The organism is Fibrobacter sp., from assembly GCA_017503015.1.
Lineage (GTDB): Bacteria > Fibrobacterota > Fibrobacteria > Fibrobacterales > Fibrobacteraceae > Fibrobacter.
Map to the genome: position 1 here is coordinate 75305 of JAFVTX010000001.1, position 20343 is coordinate 95647.

19 protein-coding genes are annotated in these 20343 nt (G+C 49.8%); 7 read left to right on the forward strand and 12 right to left on the reverse strand.

What is annotated here, in order from left to right; all coding sequences use genetic code 11:
• Nucleotides 1-90: 90 nt before the first annotated feature.
• The 3 genes from IKB43_00380 to IKB43_00390 are packed head-to-tail and all read right to left on the reverse strand — an operon-like array spanning nt 91 to nt 4186.
• The gene (locus IKB43_00380; GenBank protein ID MBR2468602.1) at nt 91-1896 is read right to left on the reverse strand and encodes a DUF2075 domain-containing protein; all 1806 of its coding nucleotides are present in this window, start codon (nt 1894-1896) and stop codon (nt 91-93) included.
• A 35-nt stretch (nt 1897-1931) separates the two neighbouring features.
• Nucleotides 1932-2261, reverse strand: a complete 330-nt coding sequence (locus tag IKB43_00385; GenBank protein ID MBR2468603.1) for a nucleotide pyrophosphohydrolase — start codon at nt 2259-2261, stop codon at nt 1932-1934.
• Nucleotides 2258-4186, reverse strand: a complete 1929-nt coding sequence (locus IKB43_00390) for a tetratricopeptide repeat protein (protein MBR2468604.1) — start codon at nt 4184-4186, stop codon at nt 2258-2260. Before IKB43_00390 ends, IKB43_00385 begins: the two co-directional genes overlap by 4 nt.
• Nucleotides 4187-4908: 722 nt before the next feature.
• On the opposite strand from IKB43_00390, the gene IKB43_00395 reads away from it, so the two are divergent.
• Genes IKB43_00395 through IKB43_00415 form a run of 5 tightly spaced genes read left to right on the forward strand, consistent with a single transcriptional unit; the run spans nt 4909 to nt 9902 of the window.
• Entirely contained in the window at nt 4909-5790 is an 882-nt protein-coding gene (locus IKB43_00395) for a LysR family transcriptional regulator (GenBank protein ID MBR2468605.1), read from the forward strand.
• A 48-nt stretch (nt 5791-5838) separates the two neighbouring features.
• Nucleotides 5839-7065: an 8-amino-7-oxononanoate synthase gene (bioF, locus tag IKB43_00400; GenBank protein MBR2468606.1), complete on the forward strand. Its 1227-nt coding sequence runs from the start codon at nt 5839-5841 to the stop codon at nt 7063-7065.
• A gap of 30 nt (nt 7066-7095) precedes the next feature.
• The gene (bioD, locus tag IKB43_00405) at nt 7096-7806 is read left to right on the forward strand and encodes a dethiobiotin synthase (GenBank protein ID MBR2468607.1); all 711 of its coding nucleotides are present in this window, start codon (nt 7096-7098) and stop codon (nt 7804-7806) included.
• A gap of 11 nt (nt 7807-7817) precedes the next feature.
• Complete coding sequence (bioA, locus tag IKB43_00410; GenBank protein ID MBR2468608.1) at nt 7818-9116, forward strand: adenosylmethionine--8-amino-7-oxononanoate transaminase; 1299 nt, start codon at nt 7818-7820, stop codon at nt 9114-9116.
• A gap of 3 nt (nt 9117-9119) precedes the next feature.
• Entirely contained in the window at nt 9120-9902 is a 783-nt protein-coding gene (locus IKB43_00415) for a 6-carboxyhexanoate--CoA ligase (protein MBR2468609.1), read from the forward strand.
• 18 nt (nt 9903-9920) lie between these two features.
• Here the strand turns inward: IKB43_00415 and IKB43_00420 are convergent, their stop codons facing one another.
• The 4 genes from IKB43_00420 to IKB43_00435 form a co-directional block, all read right to left on the reverse strand.
• The gene (locus IKB43_00420; GenBank protein MBR2468610.1) at nt 9921-10922 is read right to left on the reverse strand and encodes a hypothetical protein; all 1002 of its coding nucleotides are present in this window, start codon (nt 10920-10922) and stop codon (nt 9921-9923) included.
• Between the two features lie 92 nt (nt 10923-11014).
• The gene (locus IKB43_00425; protein MBR2468611.1) at nt 11015-11641 is read right to left on the reverse strand and encodes a bifunctional 4-hydroxy-2-oxoglutarate aldolase/2-dehydro-3-deoxy-phosphogluconate aldolase; all 627 of its coding nucleotides are present in this window, start codon (nt 11639-11641) and stop codon (nt 11015-11017) included.
• Nucleotides 11642-11882: 241 nt separating this feature from the next.
• On the reverse strand, nt 11883-13088 hold the full coding sequence (locus IKB43_00430; GenBank protein ID MBR2468612.1) for an ABC transporter permease: 1206 nt from the start codon (nt 13086-13088) through the stop codon (nt 11883-11885).
• A 105-nt stretch (nt 13089-13193) separates the two neighbouring features.
• Complete coding sequence (locus tag IKB43_00435) at nt 13194-13928, reverse strand: ABC transporter ATP-binding protein (protein ID MBR2468613.1); 735 nt, start codon at nt 13926-13928, stop codon at nt 13194-13196.
• Between the two features lie 166 nt (nt 13929-14094).
• Here IKB43_00435 and IKB43_00440 point away from each other — a divergent pair, with 166 nt between their 5' ends.
• Together IKB43_00440 and IKB43_00445 are read left to right on the forward strand one after the other, a co-directional pair.
• Nucleotides 14095-16389, forward strand: coding sequence for an OmpA family protein (locus IKB43_00440; GenBank protein ID MBR2468614.1), 2295 nt, complete (start codon nt 14095-14097; stop codon nt 16387-16389).
• A gap of 79 nt (nt 16390-16468) precedes the next feature.
• Nucleotides 16469-17431 (forward strand): NAD-dependent epimerase/dehydratase family protein, encoded by a 963-nt coding sequence (locus IKB43_00445; GenBank protein MBR2468615.1) that lies wholly within the window; start codon nt 16469-16471, stop codon nt 17429-17431.
• On the opposite strand, the gene IKB43_00450 is transcribed toward IKB43_00445, so the two are convergent.
• The 5 genes from IKB43_00450 to IKB43_00470 form a co-directional block, all read right to left on the reverse strand.
• Nucleotides 17428-17859: a GtrA family protein gene (locus IKB43_00450; GenBank protein MBR2468616.1), complete on the reverse strand. Its 432-nt coding sequence runs from the start codon at nt 17857-17859 to the stop codon at nt 17428-17430. The genes IKB43_00445 and IKB43_00450 overlap by 4 nt on opposite strands.
• 18 nt (nt 17860-17877) lie before the next feature.
• Nucleotides 17878-18336, reverse strand: coding sequence for a hypothetical protein (locus IKB43_00455; GenBank protein ID MBR2468617.1), 459 nt, complete (start codon nt 18334-18336; stop codon nt 17878-17880).
• A gap of 61 nt (nt 18337-18397) precedes the next feature.
• Complete coding sequence (locus tag IKB43_00460; GenBank protein MBR2468618.1) at nt 18398-19549, reverse strand: glycosyltransferase family 2 protein; 1152 nt, start codon at nt 19547-19549, stop codon at nt 18398-18400.
• Nucleotides 19546-20043: a thioredoxin family protein gene (locus tag IKB43_00465; GenBank protein ID MBR2468619.1), complete on the reverse strand. Its 498-nt coding sequence runs from the start codon at nt 20041-20043 to the stop codon at nt 19546-19548. Before IKB43_00465 ends, IKB43_00460 begins: the two co-directional genes overlap by 4 nt.
• Before the next feature lie 3 nt (nt 20044-20046).
• Nucleotides 20047-20343, reverse strand: a 297-nt coding sequence (locus tag IKB43_00470) for a hypothetical protein (GenBank protein ID MBR2468620.1), incomplete at its 5' end; no start/stop codon positions are given.

The following is a 20343-nucleotide window of genomic DNA, read 5'->3' on the forward strand; positions in this document are numbered from 1 at the left end:
AAACGCCGTCTAAAGCCAGCTTCGAACTAATAGACAGCAAAAGAGCATAAGTTCCTAAATGGAACTTGTGTATTTTTTGCATAGGTTGATTTATGCTTTATAAATGACTTTCTTTTCTGCAGCCATCAGTGGTTGCATTTCGGGTATTTTGTAGGTGAAAGGAATGCTATTCCTTAACGCGTTTCGTAATTCTTCGTCGCAAGCATAAATGTAAAGACCTTTTACTCCTCGTGTCATCAAAACACGCATCTCGTGTTGAATCAATATTTCGCCGAAAGATTGTTTAGAGTTATTACTCAATGTTCTTTTTTGCGTAGCACGGTCATTTTTACTTTTACTAGGATCTATTACAATTTTTCCATTTCTATATGTTATAGAAGGGCCTAATATTACGCCCGCATATACCAAATCAAAACCCTGAATAGTGAATGTTGATCCAACTTCATTGATTGTTTGTTTCTGTTCATGCCATGCCTTTGTTTTTATATTCTTAATCTCTTGAAAAGACATATCTTTTTGAAGTTCTCTGTTCCAAGGTAATGACCAATCTCCTATTTCAACGGACCAATATTTGCCGTTAGTAGGCTCATGTAAACTACTATAGTCCCAATCGTATGTGGCGATTAATCGGGATAATTTAGATTCAGGTCTCAAAGATTTATTTCTTATTGCCTCTTGAAGGCTCTCTGGCGTTTCAAAAACTTTTATCTCATATTTTTCATCATGAGGTATCGGTTCTATATGCAGATCTTTCGTAAATGAATCAATCCATTTTATTGTTTGTGGACCAGCAATCATTCTCATTTGATCAGTTAATTCTAAAAAATTTCCTTGTTTGATTGCTAATGATTTAAAACCTTCTAACACTTGAGCTTCCCAATATTGCTGTGCAGTTAAAATTTGATTTTCGTCAAACATTACAACTGTCACACGAGATTTCCTTATAATATCCTCTAGTTGGTTCTTTCCTCTGTAACTTTGTTTTCCCTGAGTTAGTAAAAGATGCGCTTCATCGACAAAAGATACGTCAATTTCATAATTAAATGTTTTGTTAATAAATGATGTTGGTTTATAAACCACATATTCGCCATTTTCGTCTTTAAAATTAAGCGTTTGGGCCATTGAATTATAAACGCTCAATTGTTCGTCATGGTTGACCATAAGACATGCATGGACTTTTTTCCCAGACTTAAATTTCATATTGAACAAATCATAAAAAGCATGGCTTGTCAATACAGTTTTACCGGTACCCGCTTCGCCTTGGATAAAAATGAGTTGTTTGTGTTTATCTTCATTAATGGCCTTTTTTACCCTGCTCACAATTTGTTGTTGAATATTCATTTGTGAGCAAGTCAATGTGTGCATTGGCGAAGCTTTGAAAAGTGCAAAATTCTCAACCTCGTTACGGGGACAAAACAGTTTGTTGTTCTTGTTCCTCAAAGAATTCCATATATCTTCAAATATCGGGATCAATTCATTGTGTGTATAATATTGATTTTGCGGATTTCCTCTTCCATTGTGAACCTGATTTATGGAGATTCCGCCCATGCTTGACACATACTGTATTAATTTGTTTTCAATATCTAAAGTTAAGGACTTGTTAAACAATTCATGTCCTATGACATAAATTATAGAATCGTGCATTTTAGATTGCCATTTATTAGAATCGGCATGATCTTTCCAATGCGTTTTTGTTCTGTCAACGATATCGTTGCTTTCCCCAATATATACATCGTACAGGTCATTTGCTGTTTTCCATGCGTGAATATAAACGACTGGATAATCTAAAAGGAGATTTGGCTTCTCATTATGAAAAGCCATTATATTAGCCTTAATATCCCGACGGAAAGAATCTGTTTCTTCTGCACAATAGATTATCGGCTTGTATTCACTCATTTTAATCACCTTTTTGCGAATAATTCTGTATTCTCCTACAACTCGTTATACTTTTTCGCTGTTCCCTTAGCCTTGTCAACGGGATACTTCTCCCCGTTAATTCGCAATTTATCATCCATGATTTGCTCAATATCGAGATTGTACTTGTCTGCGATTAAGAACGCATAATTAAGTACATCGGCTAATTCTTCACGCACTTTTTCGATTTTTACATCTTCAGGTTTCTTCCAAAGGAACACATTGAGAAGTTCCGATGCCTCGCCAGAAAGGGCAATGGCGAGGTCCTTGCCGTTGTGAAATTGGTCCCAGTCGCGATCAATGGTGAATTGCTTGACCTTTGCTTTCATTTTTTCAAAGTCGCTCATTTTTCGCCTCGTCTGGAATCAAACATCTGCTTTGCCATACTGTAGGCATCTGCAAAAGGCAACTGCAGTTTATCGAGCATTTCCGGATGCGAGATTGCCCAGCTTACATAGTAATAAGCGAGCAGTTCATAACCGCTAAAATCTTTTCCAGGAACGTTGTTCAGCTTGTATCCGCTCTTTTGTGCCGGGCTGATTCCGTTCTGTCCAATTATGGCGCATTCAAAAGCGACTTTTTCAATGTCTTCCGGCAGCAGCCCTTCAAAGTATTCCAACGCTCCGACCATATAGGAGGACATCATGACGGCAATCATCGGGTCTGCTGTTGCGGGATTGTGCGTTTCGTTGAACTGGTCCTGATTTCTGTCGGCCTCTGTCTTGATTTCGCTATTTTCTACGCCGGAAAGGGTGAAATATTTTACTAAACCAAGTGTTGTGGCAATCTTTTCAAAGACGGCGTATTCATCGCCTGCGTTGAACGAAGCGAGAGAATCTTCAAACACCTTGAAAAATTCCATGGCTCTGTTCAGCATGTTTTGCGAGGGCTTGTACTGATTGACAAAATCCAATCCATAAAGCTTGCGGAGGAGCAAGGACTGAAGCATGTTCAACAGTTTATTCGTGTCCTTGATAATTTGCGGGAATTCAGAAACATTCGCGGTTTGTCGCACGGCATCGATGTTACTTGATTCCATTGTGAACAATGATGTCAACTGAAGCGGCCTAAATTCTGCCTTCGCATAGATTTTCTGTTCCACAAACAAATCCAGTGGGGCGTTCATCACCTGTAATGACAATCCCTGGAACAAATGCTTTGCCAACTTTTCTACTTGTACAGCACCAATCTTTTTCTTGACTTCGTCAAAATGGCGTTTGTAATCTTGCAAGAAAGTATCAAAATTTTTCTGCGTAAATCCGATGGTCTGGAATTTTCCATTCCTTTGGGCGGAAAGCATCATTTCGAGGTGTGTCAATTCATGAAGCATGTAATGGCAATAGTTGCCATCTTTCTTGTATTTGACAACGTGATCCTTGCGATGATGGAAATCAGCAAATTCCAGATGTGCCAAGGTATCCTGCTCATCATCGCGCTCAAATTTGATGGTTACATTAAACTTGGTTTCAAGGCTATGAGCAAATTCAAATACCTGGGATTCGTAGTCTGTTGATTCTGCAATATCTCTTGCTATAGTCAATAACAATTTCAAAAGTTCTTGACGGACACCGGGGTCTTCTGCGCGGTTTGCGCCCTTCAACGCGCCTTGACTTGCGTATTCAAAAGCATTGTCCAAATCATCCTTGTGATAGTACGCTAAAGCAATCCCATAATAGCTGTTTGTGTAGGAATTGTCCAATTCAAGGGCTTGTTTCATGTAGTGAATGGCGCTGTCATAATCTTTTTTCCGAATGAGCGAGCCCGCAACATTGTTGAGCGCAATGGCGTTGTCAGGGTAGTATTCAAGAACCTTTTTATAATACCTGTCTGCCGCGTCGACATTGTTTTTCCCGTTAGCAAGAATGTTGCCCATCATGATTAGTGCCCACATGTTTTTGGGGTCGATGAGTAGTGCTTCAAGAACTTCGTCCATCCCTTTATTGATTTCGCCTTGTTGGAATAGGACCTGTCCGAGCAAGCGATGTGCCTCCGAATATCCAGGACATGCCTTGATTGCCTTATGCAGCAAATCCATTGCCGCATTGAAACGACCTTCACTGCAGAGAGATGATGCTTTGTGAAAGTTGTTTTCGGCTTTTTCGAGTGCGTCTGTGTCGAAAACGATACGGACTGCTGAATCGGATAGAATTTCGACTGTTGGAGGACATCCCTTTTCTGCAAAGTGGTGTACAATTTGCTTCTTCAATTCTTCGGCGTTGGCGGCCTTAAAGTTCGATGTATCAACGGTCTGTATGACCTCAATTTTTGCCATAGGGGCATCCTTATCAGCGAGATATGCCCCTGCAGCAAATGAACGATTTCCAACTTTTTTTTGCAAATAAAAAAGGCGTGGAGTCGCTTTGCGTGCTTACCTCTACTGCGGGCTACCACACCCTTGTTACGCAATAAGCACAAACGACCCACGCCCCAGATGGGACGTGAGTGTTCGTCTTATTCTCGCGTAATATGAAAGTGGTAGTTTCAGTAGAGAGAATAAGAGACGAATCTCAAAATTTCCGGTCGCTCCGAACCATTCGGTACGGGGCTATGTCAGTGGGAAATATATATAAAAAAGTTGAGCTAGATTCCGGGTCAAGCCCGGAATGACGCATGGAAAGGAGATCCCCGCCTACGCGGGGATGACAAGAAAAGTCGCGAGGATGACGAGAGAAATCGCGGGGATGACGCATGGAATGGAGATGCAGAGTGGATCCTATCGCCGCATTGCGGCTCCAGGATGACTGGGGTATGGCATTTGGGCGGGCGGGGTAAGCCGGGGCGTTGCGGGGCGGCGTCTGAGCGCCCGCAGAGGGGGTGCTGGAAGACTTGCCTTAGAAGGAGGTGCCCGCTCGGTGGCGGGCATGACAATAGGGCAAGGCTGCAAGCAGGGGGAGACATCCCCCTCCCCCACCGTCAAATCAATCAGTTATTCCTTTCGGGCATTATTTTTTCAAATTCATACCTGCGGGGCTTGAATTTTATTAGTTTTCGGGTATGGAACTTCGAGTTTTGCGGTATTTTCTGGAGGCGGCGCGGTTGGGGAATGTCTCGCGCGCGGCGGATAATCTTTGCGTGACGCAGCCGACGGTGAGTCGCCAGCTCAAGGAGCTGGAGGAGGAACTGGGCGAGAAGCTTTTCGAGCGCACGAATTACGCGATTCGGCTGACGCCTGCGGGGGAACTCTTGCGGGAGCGTGCGGAGGATATCCTTTCGATGGCGGACAGGACGGTGCAGGATTTCAAGTCGCTGAAGGAAGACGAGGTGGTGGGTGAAATCGCCATTGCCTGCGCGGAATCGCGGAACGTGAATTTTCTTTCGAAGTGCATCGCGATTCTCCGGGACGACTATCCGAAGATTAAGTACAACTTATATTCGGGCGACAGCGAGCGCGCCCTGGAAAAGCTGGACAAGGGCATTTTTGATTTCGCGGTGGTTGTAGACAACGTCAATTTGGAAAAGTACAACTGCCTTGCGGTGCGTTCTGTCGATCGCTGGGGCGTGGTGATGCGTCGCGACGACCCTTTGGCCAAGCGGGATTTCATCGAGCCAAAGGATTTGCTCGACAAGCCGTTGATGGCGTCGCGCCAGGCGATGGTGGCGGATTTGCCGAAGTGGTTCGGCGACGATATTTCGAAGCTGAACGTAATCGTGGGGCTGGATCTTTCGTACAACGGTTCGGTGCTTGCCAAAGAGGGCACGGGCTACCTACTCACTTTCGACGGCCTTGTGGATACGAGCCGCAGTTCGCGCCTGTGCTTCAGGCCGCTCATGCCCGAGCTCACCACCAACATGTACATCATTTGGCGGCGGGGCCAGCAGTTCACGCGGGCGGGCGAACTTTTCCTCGATACGCTCCGGCACGTGCTGGGGGAATAGAAGCGGATAAAAAAGCTATCTTGGTGTGTAAACGTATCAGAATATATAATGTCTACCATTATCAGTAAATTTACAGACGCGGCTCTTTCGGAGATGCGACAAAACCATACGTACCGTACCATGCGCCTGATGGAATCTCCCGAAGCCTCCCGAGTTTTAATTCGCAACACAAAAGACGGAAATTCTCATGAGCAGGTTCTGCTGGCGTCTAATTCTTACCTGGATTTGGCGAATGTTCCGGAACTGAAGCAGGCCATGGCTAATGCCGTGCTGGAATGGGGTACAGGGAGTGGTGGCGCACGACTTACCACAGGCAACAAGACTCCCCATGTGGAGCTGGAATCCGAAATTGCCCGTTTCAAGGGCGAAGAAGCCGCCATTACATTTAACACGGGCTATATGGCGAACGTGGGAACGATATCGGCTCTTTGCGGAAAGGGCGACTACGTCTTTAGTGACGAGCTGAACCACGCAAGCATCATAGACGGCATTCGTTTGTCGCGATCCAAGTGCCTTGTTTACAAGCACAACGACATGGCCGATTTGGAGCGTGCCATTTTGGAAGCGAAAGATGCCGCCGCAAAATCCGGTGCGGAATTCCGTGGAATGGTCGTAACCGATGCCGTGTTCAGCATGGATGGCGACCTGGCGAACTTGCCGGAACTCTTACGTATTGCCCATGGGCACGATTGCCTTTTGATGATTGACGAGGCCCATGCTACAGGCGTAATTGGCAAAACAGGGCGCGGTTTGGCGGAGCACTACAGTTGCGGACACGCCGATGTTACCGTAGGTACGCTCAGCAAGGCCGTAGCCGCCGAGGGCGGCTTTGTGGCGGGTTCGGCGAAGTTGATAGATTTTTTGAGAAACAAGGCCCGGAGTTTTATTTTTACGACAGCGATGGCTCCTGCCGTTGCCGCTGCTGCCCTGAACAACCTGAAGTTTATCGACGCCCATCCGGAAAGGGTTCGGCAGCTTCGTGGCAATGTGGATTTCTTCTGTGAAAGCCTCCGCCGCGAAGGTTTGGATGTTGCTACGTCGCCATCGGCTATCGTTCCCATTGTTATCGGTGACGAGGCTAAGGCGATGCAGGTCTCGGAGGCTTTGCAAGAACGCGGAATTTTGATTCCTGCCATCCGCTATCCGACGGTTGCCAAGGGGCAAGCCCGCCTACGTGCAAGCCTTATGGCAACTCATACCAAAGAGGACCTTTTGTTTGCCGCCCATACCCTGGCGGAACTGTGCAACACCCCGAACCTCGTACCTAGAACTTAATACCTAACCACTAACCACTGCTTACTAATCATGTCCAAAGGTTATTTCATTACAGCAACCGGCACCGATGTCGGAAAAACCTATGTTACGGCCCTTCTCGTGAAAAAATGGCGGAACCTGGGAATTGACGCGGGCTACTACAAGGCTGCCCTCAGCGGGGCAGAACTCAGGGACGGTAAGTGGGTTGCGGGCGACGCCGATTATGTCAAGCGCTTTGCAAGTCTCGTTGATTCCCAAGAACAGTTAGTCAGTTACGTGTACAAGGAGGCCGTTTCGCCCCACCTCGCCGCCCGTAAAGAGGGAAACCCTGTAGAGCTTTCGAAGGTCCGCGAAGATTTCGAAGCGGCTTGCGCCCGTCACGAATTTATTTTCGCAGAAGGATCCGGCGGAATCATTTGCCCCATTCGCTACGACGACGATACTGCCACAGGTATTGATGATACTGCAAAGGCAGTGCCGAAAAAAATTTTCCTTGTAGATATTATCAAGGCGTTAAACTTGCCAATCCTTGTGGTGACCACGGCGGCACTGGGTTCCATCAATGCCTGTGTTCTTACCGTAGAATACGCAAGGTCTCGAGGAATCAACGTTCACGGCTTGATCGTGAACCGCTACGGCATGAGCAAAAATTTCGAGATGGAAGATGACAACATCAGGATGATGCAGGACTTGACCGGGTTACCTGTTTTTGCTAAAATTTCTGAAGGGGACAATGATTTAGGAGTCGATAAAACTTTCTAGATTTGGCCCGTATGAATTTTGATAGCGAACACCTGTGGCACCCTTACGCGGCGCTCAGGAATACACCTGCACGTTTTTTAGCAAAGAAAGCTCACGGCACGACCATTGAAACAGCCGATGGGCTGAAACTTTTAGACGCCGTGTCTAGCTGGTGGTGCATGGCGCACGGACACAATGCTCCTGAAATTGTTGAGGCAATCCAGAAGCAGAGCGAAAAGATGTGCCACGTGATGTTCGGCGGGTTCACCCACGAACCTGCTATTGAACTTGGCAAGCACCTTGTAAAATTCTTGCCCGAAGGCCTGAACAGGATTTTCTATGCGGATTCGGGCAGCATTGCCGTAGAATGTGCCGCCAAGATGGCGGTGCAATACCAGCATTCCCTTGGTCATGCCGAACGTTGCAAGCTGGTGGCTTTGAAAGGCGGGTATCATGGGGATACGGCCGGAGCCATGGCGCTCAGCGACCCCGACGGAATGCATGTGCTTTTCCGCGGAATCATGCCGCATCATTATTTTGCCGAGCGCCCGAACTGCCGCTTTGATGCCCCTTGGGACGATAACGACTTTGCCTCGATGGAGCGTGTTGTGGAAGAGCACGAGAACGAAATAGCCGCCGTCATTTGCGAGCCCGTTTTTCAGGGTGGAAACGGCATGTGGCTCTACAATGCGGGCTACCTAAAACGCCTCCGCAAGTTTTGCGACGAAAAAGGCATCCTGTTGATTCTGGATGAAATCGCTTCTGGTTTTTACCGCACGGGTCCGCGATTCGCGATGATGCATGCGGGGATAAAGCCCGACATTTTGTGTATCGGCAAGGCCCTTACCGGCGGAAGCATTACCATGGCCGCTTGTGTCGCTTCGGAGAATGTGGCCGAAACCATTACGAACAGCAAGATTCCCGCGTTTATGCACGGGCCCACCTACATGGCGAACCCGCTAGCATGCGCTGCAGGTATTGCCTCCCTTACGCTTTTTGAAAACCGAAACTATGCGAGCGAAGTCGCCCGAATCGAAAAGCGGCTCCGTGCAAATCTGGAACCACTCCGCAATCTCGAAAACGCCGCAGACGTGCGTGTTCTTGGCGCCATCGGTGTTCTGGAGCTGAAGGCAAAACCATCCGCAGACGATATTCTGCGCGTGATTCGCGAAACGGGCGTATGGCTCAGGCCTTTCTGCAACTATGTCTATACGATGCCGCCGTTTATTACAACCGATACCGAAATTGACCGCATTTGCGAAGCGATCAAGATGATTGGGGAATGTGAGCCTGCTCCAATTGTGGATGGCGAAGACGAATTTCACGAGTAAAAAATGGACTATTACAGTTTGAAAATGCGGGCTTCGCAGCAGATTGGCGAAGGCGACCAAAAACGCGAACAGCATATTTCCGGAGCAGAACGCATTGTGAGTCGTGAAGCCGTTGAGGCGGTCTGTTCGGCAATGGCCCGCCGAGCCCTTACCCATTCCAAGGGCGACCCGGACTTTATCAACATAAAAATCGAGAAGGTCTGCGAAAAGGATATCCAGATTTTAAAGGCACTGCCGGTCACACGGGTGGATGTGGACTCTTGGCAACAAGGACTGGACAAGGCCTTTGAACTCATCGATAAAGCTGTTTTTTCTTGTCATCCACGCGAAGGCGGGAATCTAGGTTCTCTAAAAGATTTCAGGAAAAAGCTTCCTGAACTTTTGCGCGAAACCTTCCCCATGCGCGGCGCCATGCTTTACGATATTGCTACCGGAGAGCGGCTTGAACCCGATCATGAGCGGGGTGTGCGGGCCACCTACATGGATGCACTCCGTTCCAGCGATGTCGATAGCCAAAAGAACCATTTCAACGAAGCTATTGTGCTTGCGACCAAGGTGGCCAATGCCCCCGGCATGGTGGCGGAGCTCTGCATTTCTGACGACCCTGAATACGTAACGGGTTACGTGGCCAGCAAGGAACTGGGTTACGTGCGCATCATGAAAATGAAGGAAATGGGCGACGAAAATGGCGGCCGCATATTCCTGTTTGATTCCCGCAAGGCTAAAGCCGAAGAATGCATAGAGTACCTACAAAAGAAGAAAGTCCTTGTAGATACGCAGCTATAGCTTTAATGTAGTGGGATTTTACACCCGTCCAGCGAACATGTTGCTGAACAGCATCAGTCCCGAAACAAAGATGATGATACCGCCAGCAAGTGTAGCGACGGTGTAGATTTTCGTGGCGATTTTAGTATGGGCACTTCCCTTGTCGATTCCCTTGCGGAAAGCGACGGCGGCAATGCCGAAGGCCACGTTGGTAATGGTCATGCCGATGCAAATGACGAGCGCTCCCAAGAGGGAAAGTGCCACCATGGAGTTCAGCAGGCAGAAAAGCACAATCAGCGCCACGGCGGGGCAGGGAACAATTCCCGTGACGGCGGCCACCCCGATGATTTCGCGCCAGCGGGCAATGGGCGGGAGTGGCGTTTCCGAGCAGTGTTCTGCGCTTTCTCCACCCTGTGCAACCATTTTGGCCTGCTTTCGTTGCGTGATAATATCGCGGATGCCGAGTACCACAAGTAAAATGCCCGTAAGCATCACCAGCGCATAGCTTGCTTTTTCGATGCCTATACGGCCGGTTTCAAAGGCGTTGAATACGGTGGCCCTGAAAATGACATACAAAATAAGCAAAAGCAAGACGGCGCTCATGGTGTGGATCACGGTAATGCCCGCTCCCAGAGCAACACCTTGCCTCCAGCGTCCGCGTCGGGCTATAAAATAGCCTACCACGATGGATTTTCCGTGCCCGGGGCCCAATGCATGCAGCATGCCGTACACGAGGCAAATGGCGAGGAATTTCCAGATGACGCCCCAGTCGCCGCCTTTCATGGCCGAAATGACGGCGGTGAGTTTTTCACGGAGGATTTTTTGTTCCTGGGCGATGACGGCGTAAAACGAGGTTTGCTTTTTAGGTGCGACAGTGGGGGCTACAGTTTCGCTTGTGGTGTTGCCGTTATCGGGTGCAGCGACTTGCTCTGTGGGAGTCGCTTTTTTGACATCGCCCATGTCAAAGCGTTTCTTTTTCACATCGGAAAACGCCAGGGAGGCGAGAATCAAGATTAGCAGGAAAACGATATACTTGTTCATAATTGAGTTTTCATAAGATGAAAATGGTTATAGACGAAAACAAAAAACAAAGAAAACTTTCAGGGAGATGAAGCCCTGTCACGACAGAAAGATTAAATAGCTTGCAACAACGCGGTCAGGCGAATTTCTATCTCGTCCCAGCTGCCGCTTGCCATGAGCGCGGGGTTGAAGATGCTCCCGCCAAAAGAAATCAGGTTCGCACCCGCTTCCATGTAGGCCTTTGCATTCTGCGGGTTCACGCCGCCGCAAGCCATCAGGGGAATGTCCCGGAAAGGCCCGCGCAGGGCCTTGATGTATTCCGGGCCACCTACGCAGTTCACCGGGAAAACCTTCACGGCGGCGGCACCCAGGTCGTAAGCCTTCTGCACTTCGGTAGGGGAAAGGGCTCCGGGAATAATGGGGATCCCTGCCGTATTGGACAGGCGCACAATCTCTTTGCGGGTGTTGGGGGTCACGATGAATTCGGCCCCTGCGTTTACGGCCTTTTCCAAGTCGCTTTCGTGCCGGACTGTGCCTGCCCCTACCAAGATTCCATAAGAACCCGCACAGTCCTTGAGCCTCTTGATAATGCTGGTGGCACCGGCGGTGTTCATGGTGACCTCGATGGCCTTGAGCCCGCACTTGGCGGCGGTTTCTACGCAGGCTTCTTCGGCACCCTGGGGAATGTCGCGGAGAATGCCCACGACTGGCATCGGTTTTAGAAATTCAAGAAGATCCATACGGTGAATATAGGTAATAGATAGCAGGTTGTAGGGGGTAGAGGCTAGGATTTAGGGGCTAGGATTTAGGGATTAGGGAAATGTGGAATGTGAGGCGCGAAAAACGTCATCCCCGACTTGGTCGGGGATCCGCTTGATAAACAGCAAGCAGATGTTCGCCTCCGCGAACATGACGAAGGAGACTTGTTTTTAAGACTCATCACTCATAACTCACAACTCATCACTCATCACTCATCACTCATCACTCGTACCTTAGCGCTTCTATGGGGTCCAGCTTGCTGGCCTTGCGGGCAGGGTACCATCCGAAAAAGACTCCCGTGGCAAAGCATACGGCAAAGCTGATGATCACGCTTGCAAACGACACGATCATGGGCCAGCCCATAACCGTCTTTACAATCTGCGAAGCCGCCACCCCGAGGAGAATCCCTATGACGCCTCCCATGAGGCTGATGGTCACTGATTCGAACAGGAACTGCATCAAAATGTCGCGCCCACGGGCGCCAATGGCCATACGGAGCCCGATTTCCTTGGTGCGTTCGGTAACCGACACGTACATGATATTCATGATGCCGATACCGCCTACAAACAAGCTAATGCCCGCGATAACGGTCAGCACCAGCGCCAGCATGTCCGAGGTGCTGGTGACCATGGTTATCATTTCTTCTTGCGTGAACACCCGGAAGGGATCCGTAGGCTTGGTCCAGTTACGGCGTTCCTTCAGTATGCCCATGATTTCTTCGGTGGCCTTTTCGGCATAGCCCTCGCCGATAGAGTTAGCGTAAATCTGGCGGATGTTGGTGGCGGCCGAGAACCTGCGCATCACGGTTTGGTAAGGCGTAAAGATGACATCATCGTTGTCCTGCCCGAAATCTCCGGAGCCTTTTGATTTCAAGGTGCCGATGACCTTCAGTGGAATGCTCTTATAGCGGATGGTTTTGCCGATGGGATTTTCGCCTGCAAAGAGGTTCTTCACCACCGTCTGGCCAATAACGCAGACTTTCGCCATGCGGTCGGCGGCATCGTCGAACATTACGCCGTCCTCGATTTCGTAGTTGCGAATCTTGAGGTAGTCGGCGGAGATGCCACTCAGGGTGGTGGGGGAGTTGTTGTTTCCTACGATGGCTTGCCCGTTCACGGTAATCATGGGAGAAACACCGTTAATGTAGGTTGCGTTTTCCCGGATGGCGATGACATCTTTTTCTTCTAACATCTCGGAAGATTCCGCCTGTACGCCGCCACGCCTGTTCCAGTTGGGCATGACGATGATGGCGTTGGTGCCCATGCTGGTCATCTGTTCCTTGATGGACTGGCGAGACCCTTCGCCCATGGCCACCATTGTAATCACCGCCGCTACACCAATGACGATACCCAGCACCGAAAGGAAGGTGCGCATGCGGTTACGCAGTAGGGCGCGTAAGGCGATCTTTGCTAGGGTCAACGGGTTCATGGTTAGTAGGTTATAGGTTTTAGGTGGTAGGGGTTAAGATGACGAAGATGGACTCATCTATCATTATTCGTTTTACATTATACATTGCTCACAACTCATAACTCATTACTCAAATTCCTCCGGAGGGGGCAATGCATCGAAGGCGGCTTTTGCGTCTTGCATTTCGTGGGTTTCGTCTTTCTTGACAAGGCCGTCTCGGAGTGTGATGGTGCGTTCGCTGAAGGTGGCGATGTCGGGTTCGTGGGTCACGAAGGCGATGGTTTTCCCCTGCCGGTGCAGTTCCTGGAAAATCATCATGATTTCGTAACTGGTTCGGGTGTCCAGGTTTCCGGTGGCTTCGTCTGCCAAAATGATAACGGGGTCGTTCACCAGCGCCCGGGCTATAGCCACCCGCTGCTGCTGTCCGCCGGACATCTGGTTGGGCAGGTGGTTCACGCGGTCGGAAAGCCCCACCATATCCAGGGCTTCCAGGGCCCGGCGGCGGCGCTCCGCCGAAGACACTCCCGAGTTGTAAAGCAGGGGGAGCTCTACGTTCTCGACGGCGGTGGTTCGGTTTAGCAGGTTGTAGTTCTGGAATACGAACCCGATTTTTTTGCCCCGGATACGGGCCAGGGCGTCTCGGGAAAGCCTTTCGGTGTGTTCCCCGTCCAGAATATAGTGGCCGGAGGTGGGCTTGTCCATGCAGCCCAATATGTTCAGCATGGTGGACTTGCCCGACCCGCTGGTGCCCATGATGGTCACGAACTGCCCCGGAAATATGTCGAAAGACACGCCCCGCAGGGCGTGAACCATCTCGGAACCCATCTTGAAGTCCCGACGCAGGTTTTCGATGGAAAGTATGGGCAAATCGTTTGACATCACCTTGTTTTGATTCCCGTGAATACCTTCAGGTTGCCGAAAATACCCTAATTTCGCGGCATTCTTGGGCAAAGTTAAAATATTGTGAGTAATAACTGAAAATTTTGCTATAATTTTCCCTAAAGTTATAAATCTAGGGGATTTATTCATGAAAAAGATAATAACTCTGTCGCTTTTGGCTTGTAGCCTCGCGTTTGCGCAGGCGGGCATCCAGGGCGGCACTGATGGTATCCATCAGTACAACACCAAGACTAACGGCCAGCTCGGGTTCTCTATCGGTACGGGTGGCAATATCGCTCTCGACGCTTGGTCCTTGAGCCGTGGCGGTAACTATACCTCCAATGGCAAGACTTATGGTTTTAATGACTGGTCTGCGTCTCTTTCTGGCAACGTGAACGCCTCCGTGGGCCTTTACGAGTTTGTGGATTTGGGCTTGAATCTGCCCCTTTACTACGAACATGCCAAGTCCGATGGTCCTTCTGGCGCCAACAACATGTGGACTACTAGCCGTGGTGACTTGAACGTGTGGTTCAAGGTCCGTATGCCCTTTGACAGCCAAAAGAGACTGTTTACGGCAGCCATCCAGGTTGATGCCTACGTACCTTCTGGCGAAGAGTCCGCCGGTGTGCGTCCCCGCCATGCCTGGTACCTGAATAGCAAGGGCGAAACGCACCCCTTCACTACTAACGCCTTCGGTATTGGTGGAAACTTGATCCTTACCTTGGATTTCGTGAACATGGGTATCCCCGTCCGTTGGAACGGCAATGCCGGAATCGTTTATACTGTCGATCACGACCTGCCGGTGACGATGATCTATGGTACGGGTATCAATGTCATGCCCTTTGACTTCATGGACGCCTTTGTTGAATTCTCCGGCGAATTCCGCGTTGAAGATACCGGATATCCTCGTAGCCCCCTGGTTGACCCCATGTTGCTGACCCCCGGTTTCCGTTTCCACCTGCCCTTCAACATTGACTTCGCTATGGGTCTTGATGTTGCCGTGCGCGCCCTCAGGAACTTCACCTTCGATGGCGACAAGGAAATGGAACACAGCAAGGATTACAAGCTCACGTTCTCTGGCGAAAACGACAACATAAGCACGTATTACTACACTCCGACTCCGCTCTATGCCGGTACTGCCTCCCTCGTCTGGCGCTTTGACGGCAAGGACCGTTCCAAGCAGAAGGACGAAGACAAGGACGGCGTTCCCGATGTCAAGGACAAGTGCCTGCATACCTTGTCCGGCATTACTGTTGATGTGGATGGCTGCCCCCTGGATACCGACAAGGATGGTGTTCCTGACGGTGCGGACAAGTGCCCCAATACCGCAGCCGGCGTGACGGTTGATTCTGTGGGCTGCCCCATGGACACCGACAAGGATGGCGTTCCCGATGGTCTGGACAAGTGCCCGAACACCAAGGAAGGCCGCCAGATTGACGCTACCGGATGCGAAAGCGACTTTGACAAGGATGGTATCCCCGATGCCGATGACCGCTGCCCCAACACCAAGGCCGGCGCCAAGGTCGATAGCACGGGTTGTGCCGCTGACACCGACAAGGACGGCGTTCCCGATGATCTGGACAAGTGCCCCAATACTCCGGAAGGCGCCGAAGTGAACTTTGAAGGTTGCGAAGGCGACCGCGATGGCGACGGCGTTCCCGACGCTCAGGACAAGTGCCCGAACACCAAGGCCGGCACACCTGTGGACAGCACCGGTTGTACTGCAGATGCCGACAAGGACGGTGTACCCGATGCTATGGACAAGTGCCCCAACACTCCGGAAGGCTCTTCTGTAGACAGCACGGGTTGCGTCTCTGACTTTGACAAGGACGGCGTGTCCGACGATTTGGACAAGTGCCCCAACACCAAGGAAGGAACCGTGGTCGACAGCACGGGCTGCCCCATCGATACCGACAGGGACGGCGTGTTTGACGGCCTTGACAAGTGCCCGAACACCGAAAAGGACATTCAGGTGGACAGCACCGGTTGCCCCATGGACATTGACCACGACGGCGTGCCCGACCATCAGGACAAGTGCCCCTACACCCTCGAAGGTGTGAAGGTGGATGCCAAGGGTTGCCCGCTCAACAAGAAGCAGGACCTGAACAAGCTGAAACAGGGTATCCAGTTCCAGACCAACTCCACCAAGTTCACCAAGGACAGCTATGGCACCTTGAATGACATCGTGGCTCTCCTGAAGCAGATTCCGTCGGCCAACCTGGAAGTCCAGGGCCACACCGACAACGTGGGTAAGCCCGAAAAGAACAAGGAACTGTCTCAGGCTCGCGCTCAGGCTGTGGTGGATTACTTCATCCAGCAGGGTGTTGAATCTAACCGTCTCCGTGCAGTTGGATTCGGCGATGAAAAGCCCATTGCAAGTAACGGAAGCAAGCACGGTCGTAAGCAGAACCGCCGCGTGGAACTGGTTCCTTTCGAAAAGTAATCAAACCCTTTTGAAAAAGAAGACGGTCGCAAAGGCCGTCTTTTTTTATCTTTTGAACGACGTCATTCGGAGTGCTGTTATGTCCAAGAAAGTCCTGGTTACAGGTGCCGCAGGTTTCATCGGTTGCGAAGTTTCGCTAATCCTTCTTTCCAAGGGTTATGAGGTTGTTGGCATTGACAACCTGAACGACTACTATCAGGTCTCGCTTAAAGAGGACCGCCTGAAACGCTTGGACAATCCAAGTTTCCGATTTGAGAAAGTGGACCTTTCCGATGCCGCCTCCATCAAGGGCCTTTTTGAGCGGGAACATTTTGACGGCGTTATCCACCTTGGCGCCCAGGCGGGTGTGCGTTACAGCCTGGTGAACCCCCAGGCCTACATCGACAGCAACATCACGGGTTTCTTGAACATTTTGGAAGGTTGCCGTTTCAATCCGGTGGAACACTTGACCTATGCCTCTTCTAGCAGCGTCTATGGACGGAACACCAAGACGCCTTTTTGCACCGAAGATCCTGTCTGCATGCCTTCTAGCTTGTATGCCGCTACCAAGCGCAGTAACGAGCTGATGGCGGAAACCTACCATCATCTTTACAAGATTAACGCTACCGGCCTAAGGTTCTTTACCGTTTACGGCCCCTGGGGCAGGCCCGACATGGCGCCCTGGCTTTTTGCAGATGCCATTTTGCACGACAAGCCCATCAAGATTTTCAACAACGGGAACATGATGCGGGACTTTACCTACATCGATGACATTGCCCAGGGGGTGGTCCGCGTGTTCGAAGCTGGAATCGGCAAGAAGGAGTGCCGCCTGTACAACATCGGTCACGGCAATCCGGTGAACTTGCTGGACTTTGTAAAGACTCTCGAGAGGCATTTGGGAAAGACTGCCGAAAAGATTTACATGCCCATGCAGCCCGGCGACGTAGAGGTTACCTGGGCCGATACGAAGGCTCTGGAACAAGATGTTGGCTACACGGCAGATACCGATCTGGACACAGGCATCAAGGCCTTTGCCGAGTGGTTCAAGGGATATAACCGCTAGCTCTGTTTTGGCGCGGCCTTGAATACCCACTTTTTATAAAGCGTAAAACTCACCAGCACGTAAACCACGTTGGCCACGATGTTGGCAAAATAGGTGGGCTTCATGAACTGTGAGATCCAAGTTGTAAAGTTTGCACACCAGGTGGCGTTTGCGAGGGTGTAGGCGGCAAGTTCCAGCACCAGCAGGTTTACACCGTAAGACACCAGAAACACGATGATGAAGCGGACGATTTCTGCACGCTTCTTGTTGTGGCTCTTGAAATTCCAGATGCGGTTGCACAGGTAGCTGTTACAACCGCCGGCAACGAATCCCAAGAAGTTGGAAAGTTCTACGTTCCAGTCCAGTATTTGGTGCAACACCCAGACTACGGCGAGGGTGATGAGAGTGTTCAACACCCCGATGACATTGTATTTGAGAAAGTGAATCACGGGAAAAGCCGCTGAGCTTTAGATTTCAACAAGGATTCCCGCCTGGAGGAAGACATAGCCTTTACCCACGTGGTCCAGGAATTCGTAACCGCTCATGACGAGGATAGAAGAGTAGTCCCCGTTCTTGATGTCAAGCCCACCGCCGACTTTCCAGAAAAGCTGATGGTCGCTCCCGATAAGGTAGCCGATGTCGCCTGTGGCGACGGGTAAGATCTGGCTTCCGATGGGCAGGCGAATCCAGAGGGCTCCGCTTAAGGGGACCAGTCCGACGTTGTCGATTTCTTGATAGCCACTGCCCGCACCTACGAACAGCATTTGGTCTATGCGGTACCACAGGTGCCCATAAATATTTAGGTTGAATTTGGTTATTTCACTTGCGTGATTGACAACGCCAGCCTGCAAATCCATGGTAAATGCATTCGCTGGAATTACAGTGAATGCGATGACGAACAGGATGGCGGTCAGGATGCGTTTCATATAACTAGATCTCTAACTAAAATATAATCTCTTTTTTGAATAAATTTCACATCAAAGTCAATTATTCGTCTGAACGGGCTTCGCGGGCCCAACCACCGGATTTTTCCTTGCAAAATGAAAGGAAAAATCCTTTGAGTATTGCCGTGTTCATTGTTGTAAAATAATAAGCTCCGGGAACAATCTTGAAAATGCCTGCAAGCCAAAGGAAAAACAAAATTCCAAGAGAAATACGATATGGCCCATAGAACCATGCCAATGGTACATTCACGAGGAAGAGCAGAATGAAAATATGGGGAGAAAACCAACGTAAAATCTTGTGAGAAAAGAATAAATAACAACGCAAGGGCCTAAGTGGATTAAGGAGCGGGATATAAGAAAGCAAGTAATTGAAATTGGCACGTCCGATACGGACTTTTCTTCGATATTCTCCAGTGGTTTCTTTAGAAGTCTGTTCGGTGCCGATGGCGCTGGAAATGAATGTGCAATAGTAACCTTTTTGTAGAATCTTGGTGGTGACAAAAAAGTCGTCCATGACGCTTTTCTTAGTGGGCAAGTCGGTGTAAAGTTCTTTGCGTATGGCGTAAAGGGCTCCGTTTCCACCAATGAGCAAGTCCATCATGCCCTCGAACTTCTTGATTTCGGATTCCAAATCCCAATAGGCGCTTTCTCCCCAGCCTAATTCTGCGCCACTTTTATCTGTGAGAATCAGATGTCCGCAGGCACAACCGATTTTTTTGTCTCTGAAGGGAACGGTAAGTTTGCGGATGACATTTGGAAATAGCATGGTATTAGCATCGCAGAAAAGCAGGATTTCACCATTGGCCTGTTTTTGCAATCTGTTTAACATGGCGGCCTTACCTGCGTTCTGAGGGGCCTTGATGAGAGTGATTCCCTGGTCTTTGTACCGTTCTACGATTTCGGCAGTTTTGTCGGCGGAACCATCGTCACCAATAAGAATTTCCAGTTTTTCTTTGGGGTAGTCCAGTTCCAGCAGGTTCTGGATTTTGCGTTCAATGACGGCTTCTTCGTTGTATGCCGAAATCAAGATGGAAACAGTGGGCAGATTCTCTCCATTGACAACCTTGCCGCCTTTTCGCTTGAATATCTCGCTGACAAAAGGGAGGGTAATGGGGAACAGCACATAACAATGAACTACCAGGAGCAGTAGAACCCAAAAAGCTATCTGCAAGTAGAAAAGAACCTGTTCGTTCATCGTTCAATCCATTCTTTTTCTTTTTCCAGGAACTTGTCCAACAGCATCTGCATCTCTTGTGGCGACATGGAGTCTGCCACAGTCAATATAGAAAGTCCCTTGGGAGCCACCAGCACAAAAGAGGGGAGAACGTTCAGTTCCCACACTTCGGAGAAACATTTTTTTGCGGTGGCCTTTTTCCCGTCGCAGACAATGGGCGATTCGGAATCCACATCCAGCTTGACGGGGTAAAATTTCTTGTTCAAAATGGAGGCTACCGTGGGGTTCATATAGACATTTTTGTCCATCACCCGGCAGGGAATGCACCAGTCGGCGTACATGTCCACGAAAATAAGCTTGGGTTCGGTCTTTGCCTTTTCAAGAGCGGTGCTGTAATCCATCCACTGGACTAGGGATTGGGGGATAACCGGTGCCTTTCCGGAGTTTGGTGCTGCAAAAACAACACCCGACAAAAAGACGACGTAGAAAATGATACCGGCAAGGGGGCGAAACATGGGCTAGTCCTCCCCCCGCCTGCGCGCCGGTACTGTCTTGTTCTGCTCGATTAGCGTGTCCAGCCGGTCAATGACCGCTTTCTGGAACGGGACCCACATGTCCCTGTCGTCGAGGATGGCGTTCGCCTTCTTGAGGAATTGATCCCTGCTGTAGCCTGCCGAATCCAGGATTATTTTGCGCTTGATTCGGGCTGTGGGGGAATCCTTGCCGTACATCTGTTCGACAATCAGCAGTTCCGTATAGGTGTTCACGAATTTCTGGTCTACCGAAGGGGCTTTTTTATCACAACCGGACTGTAG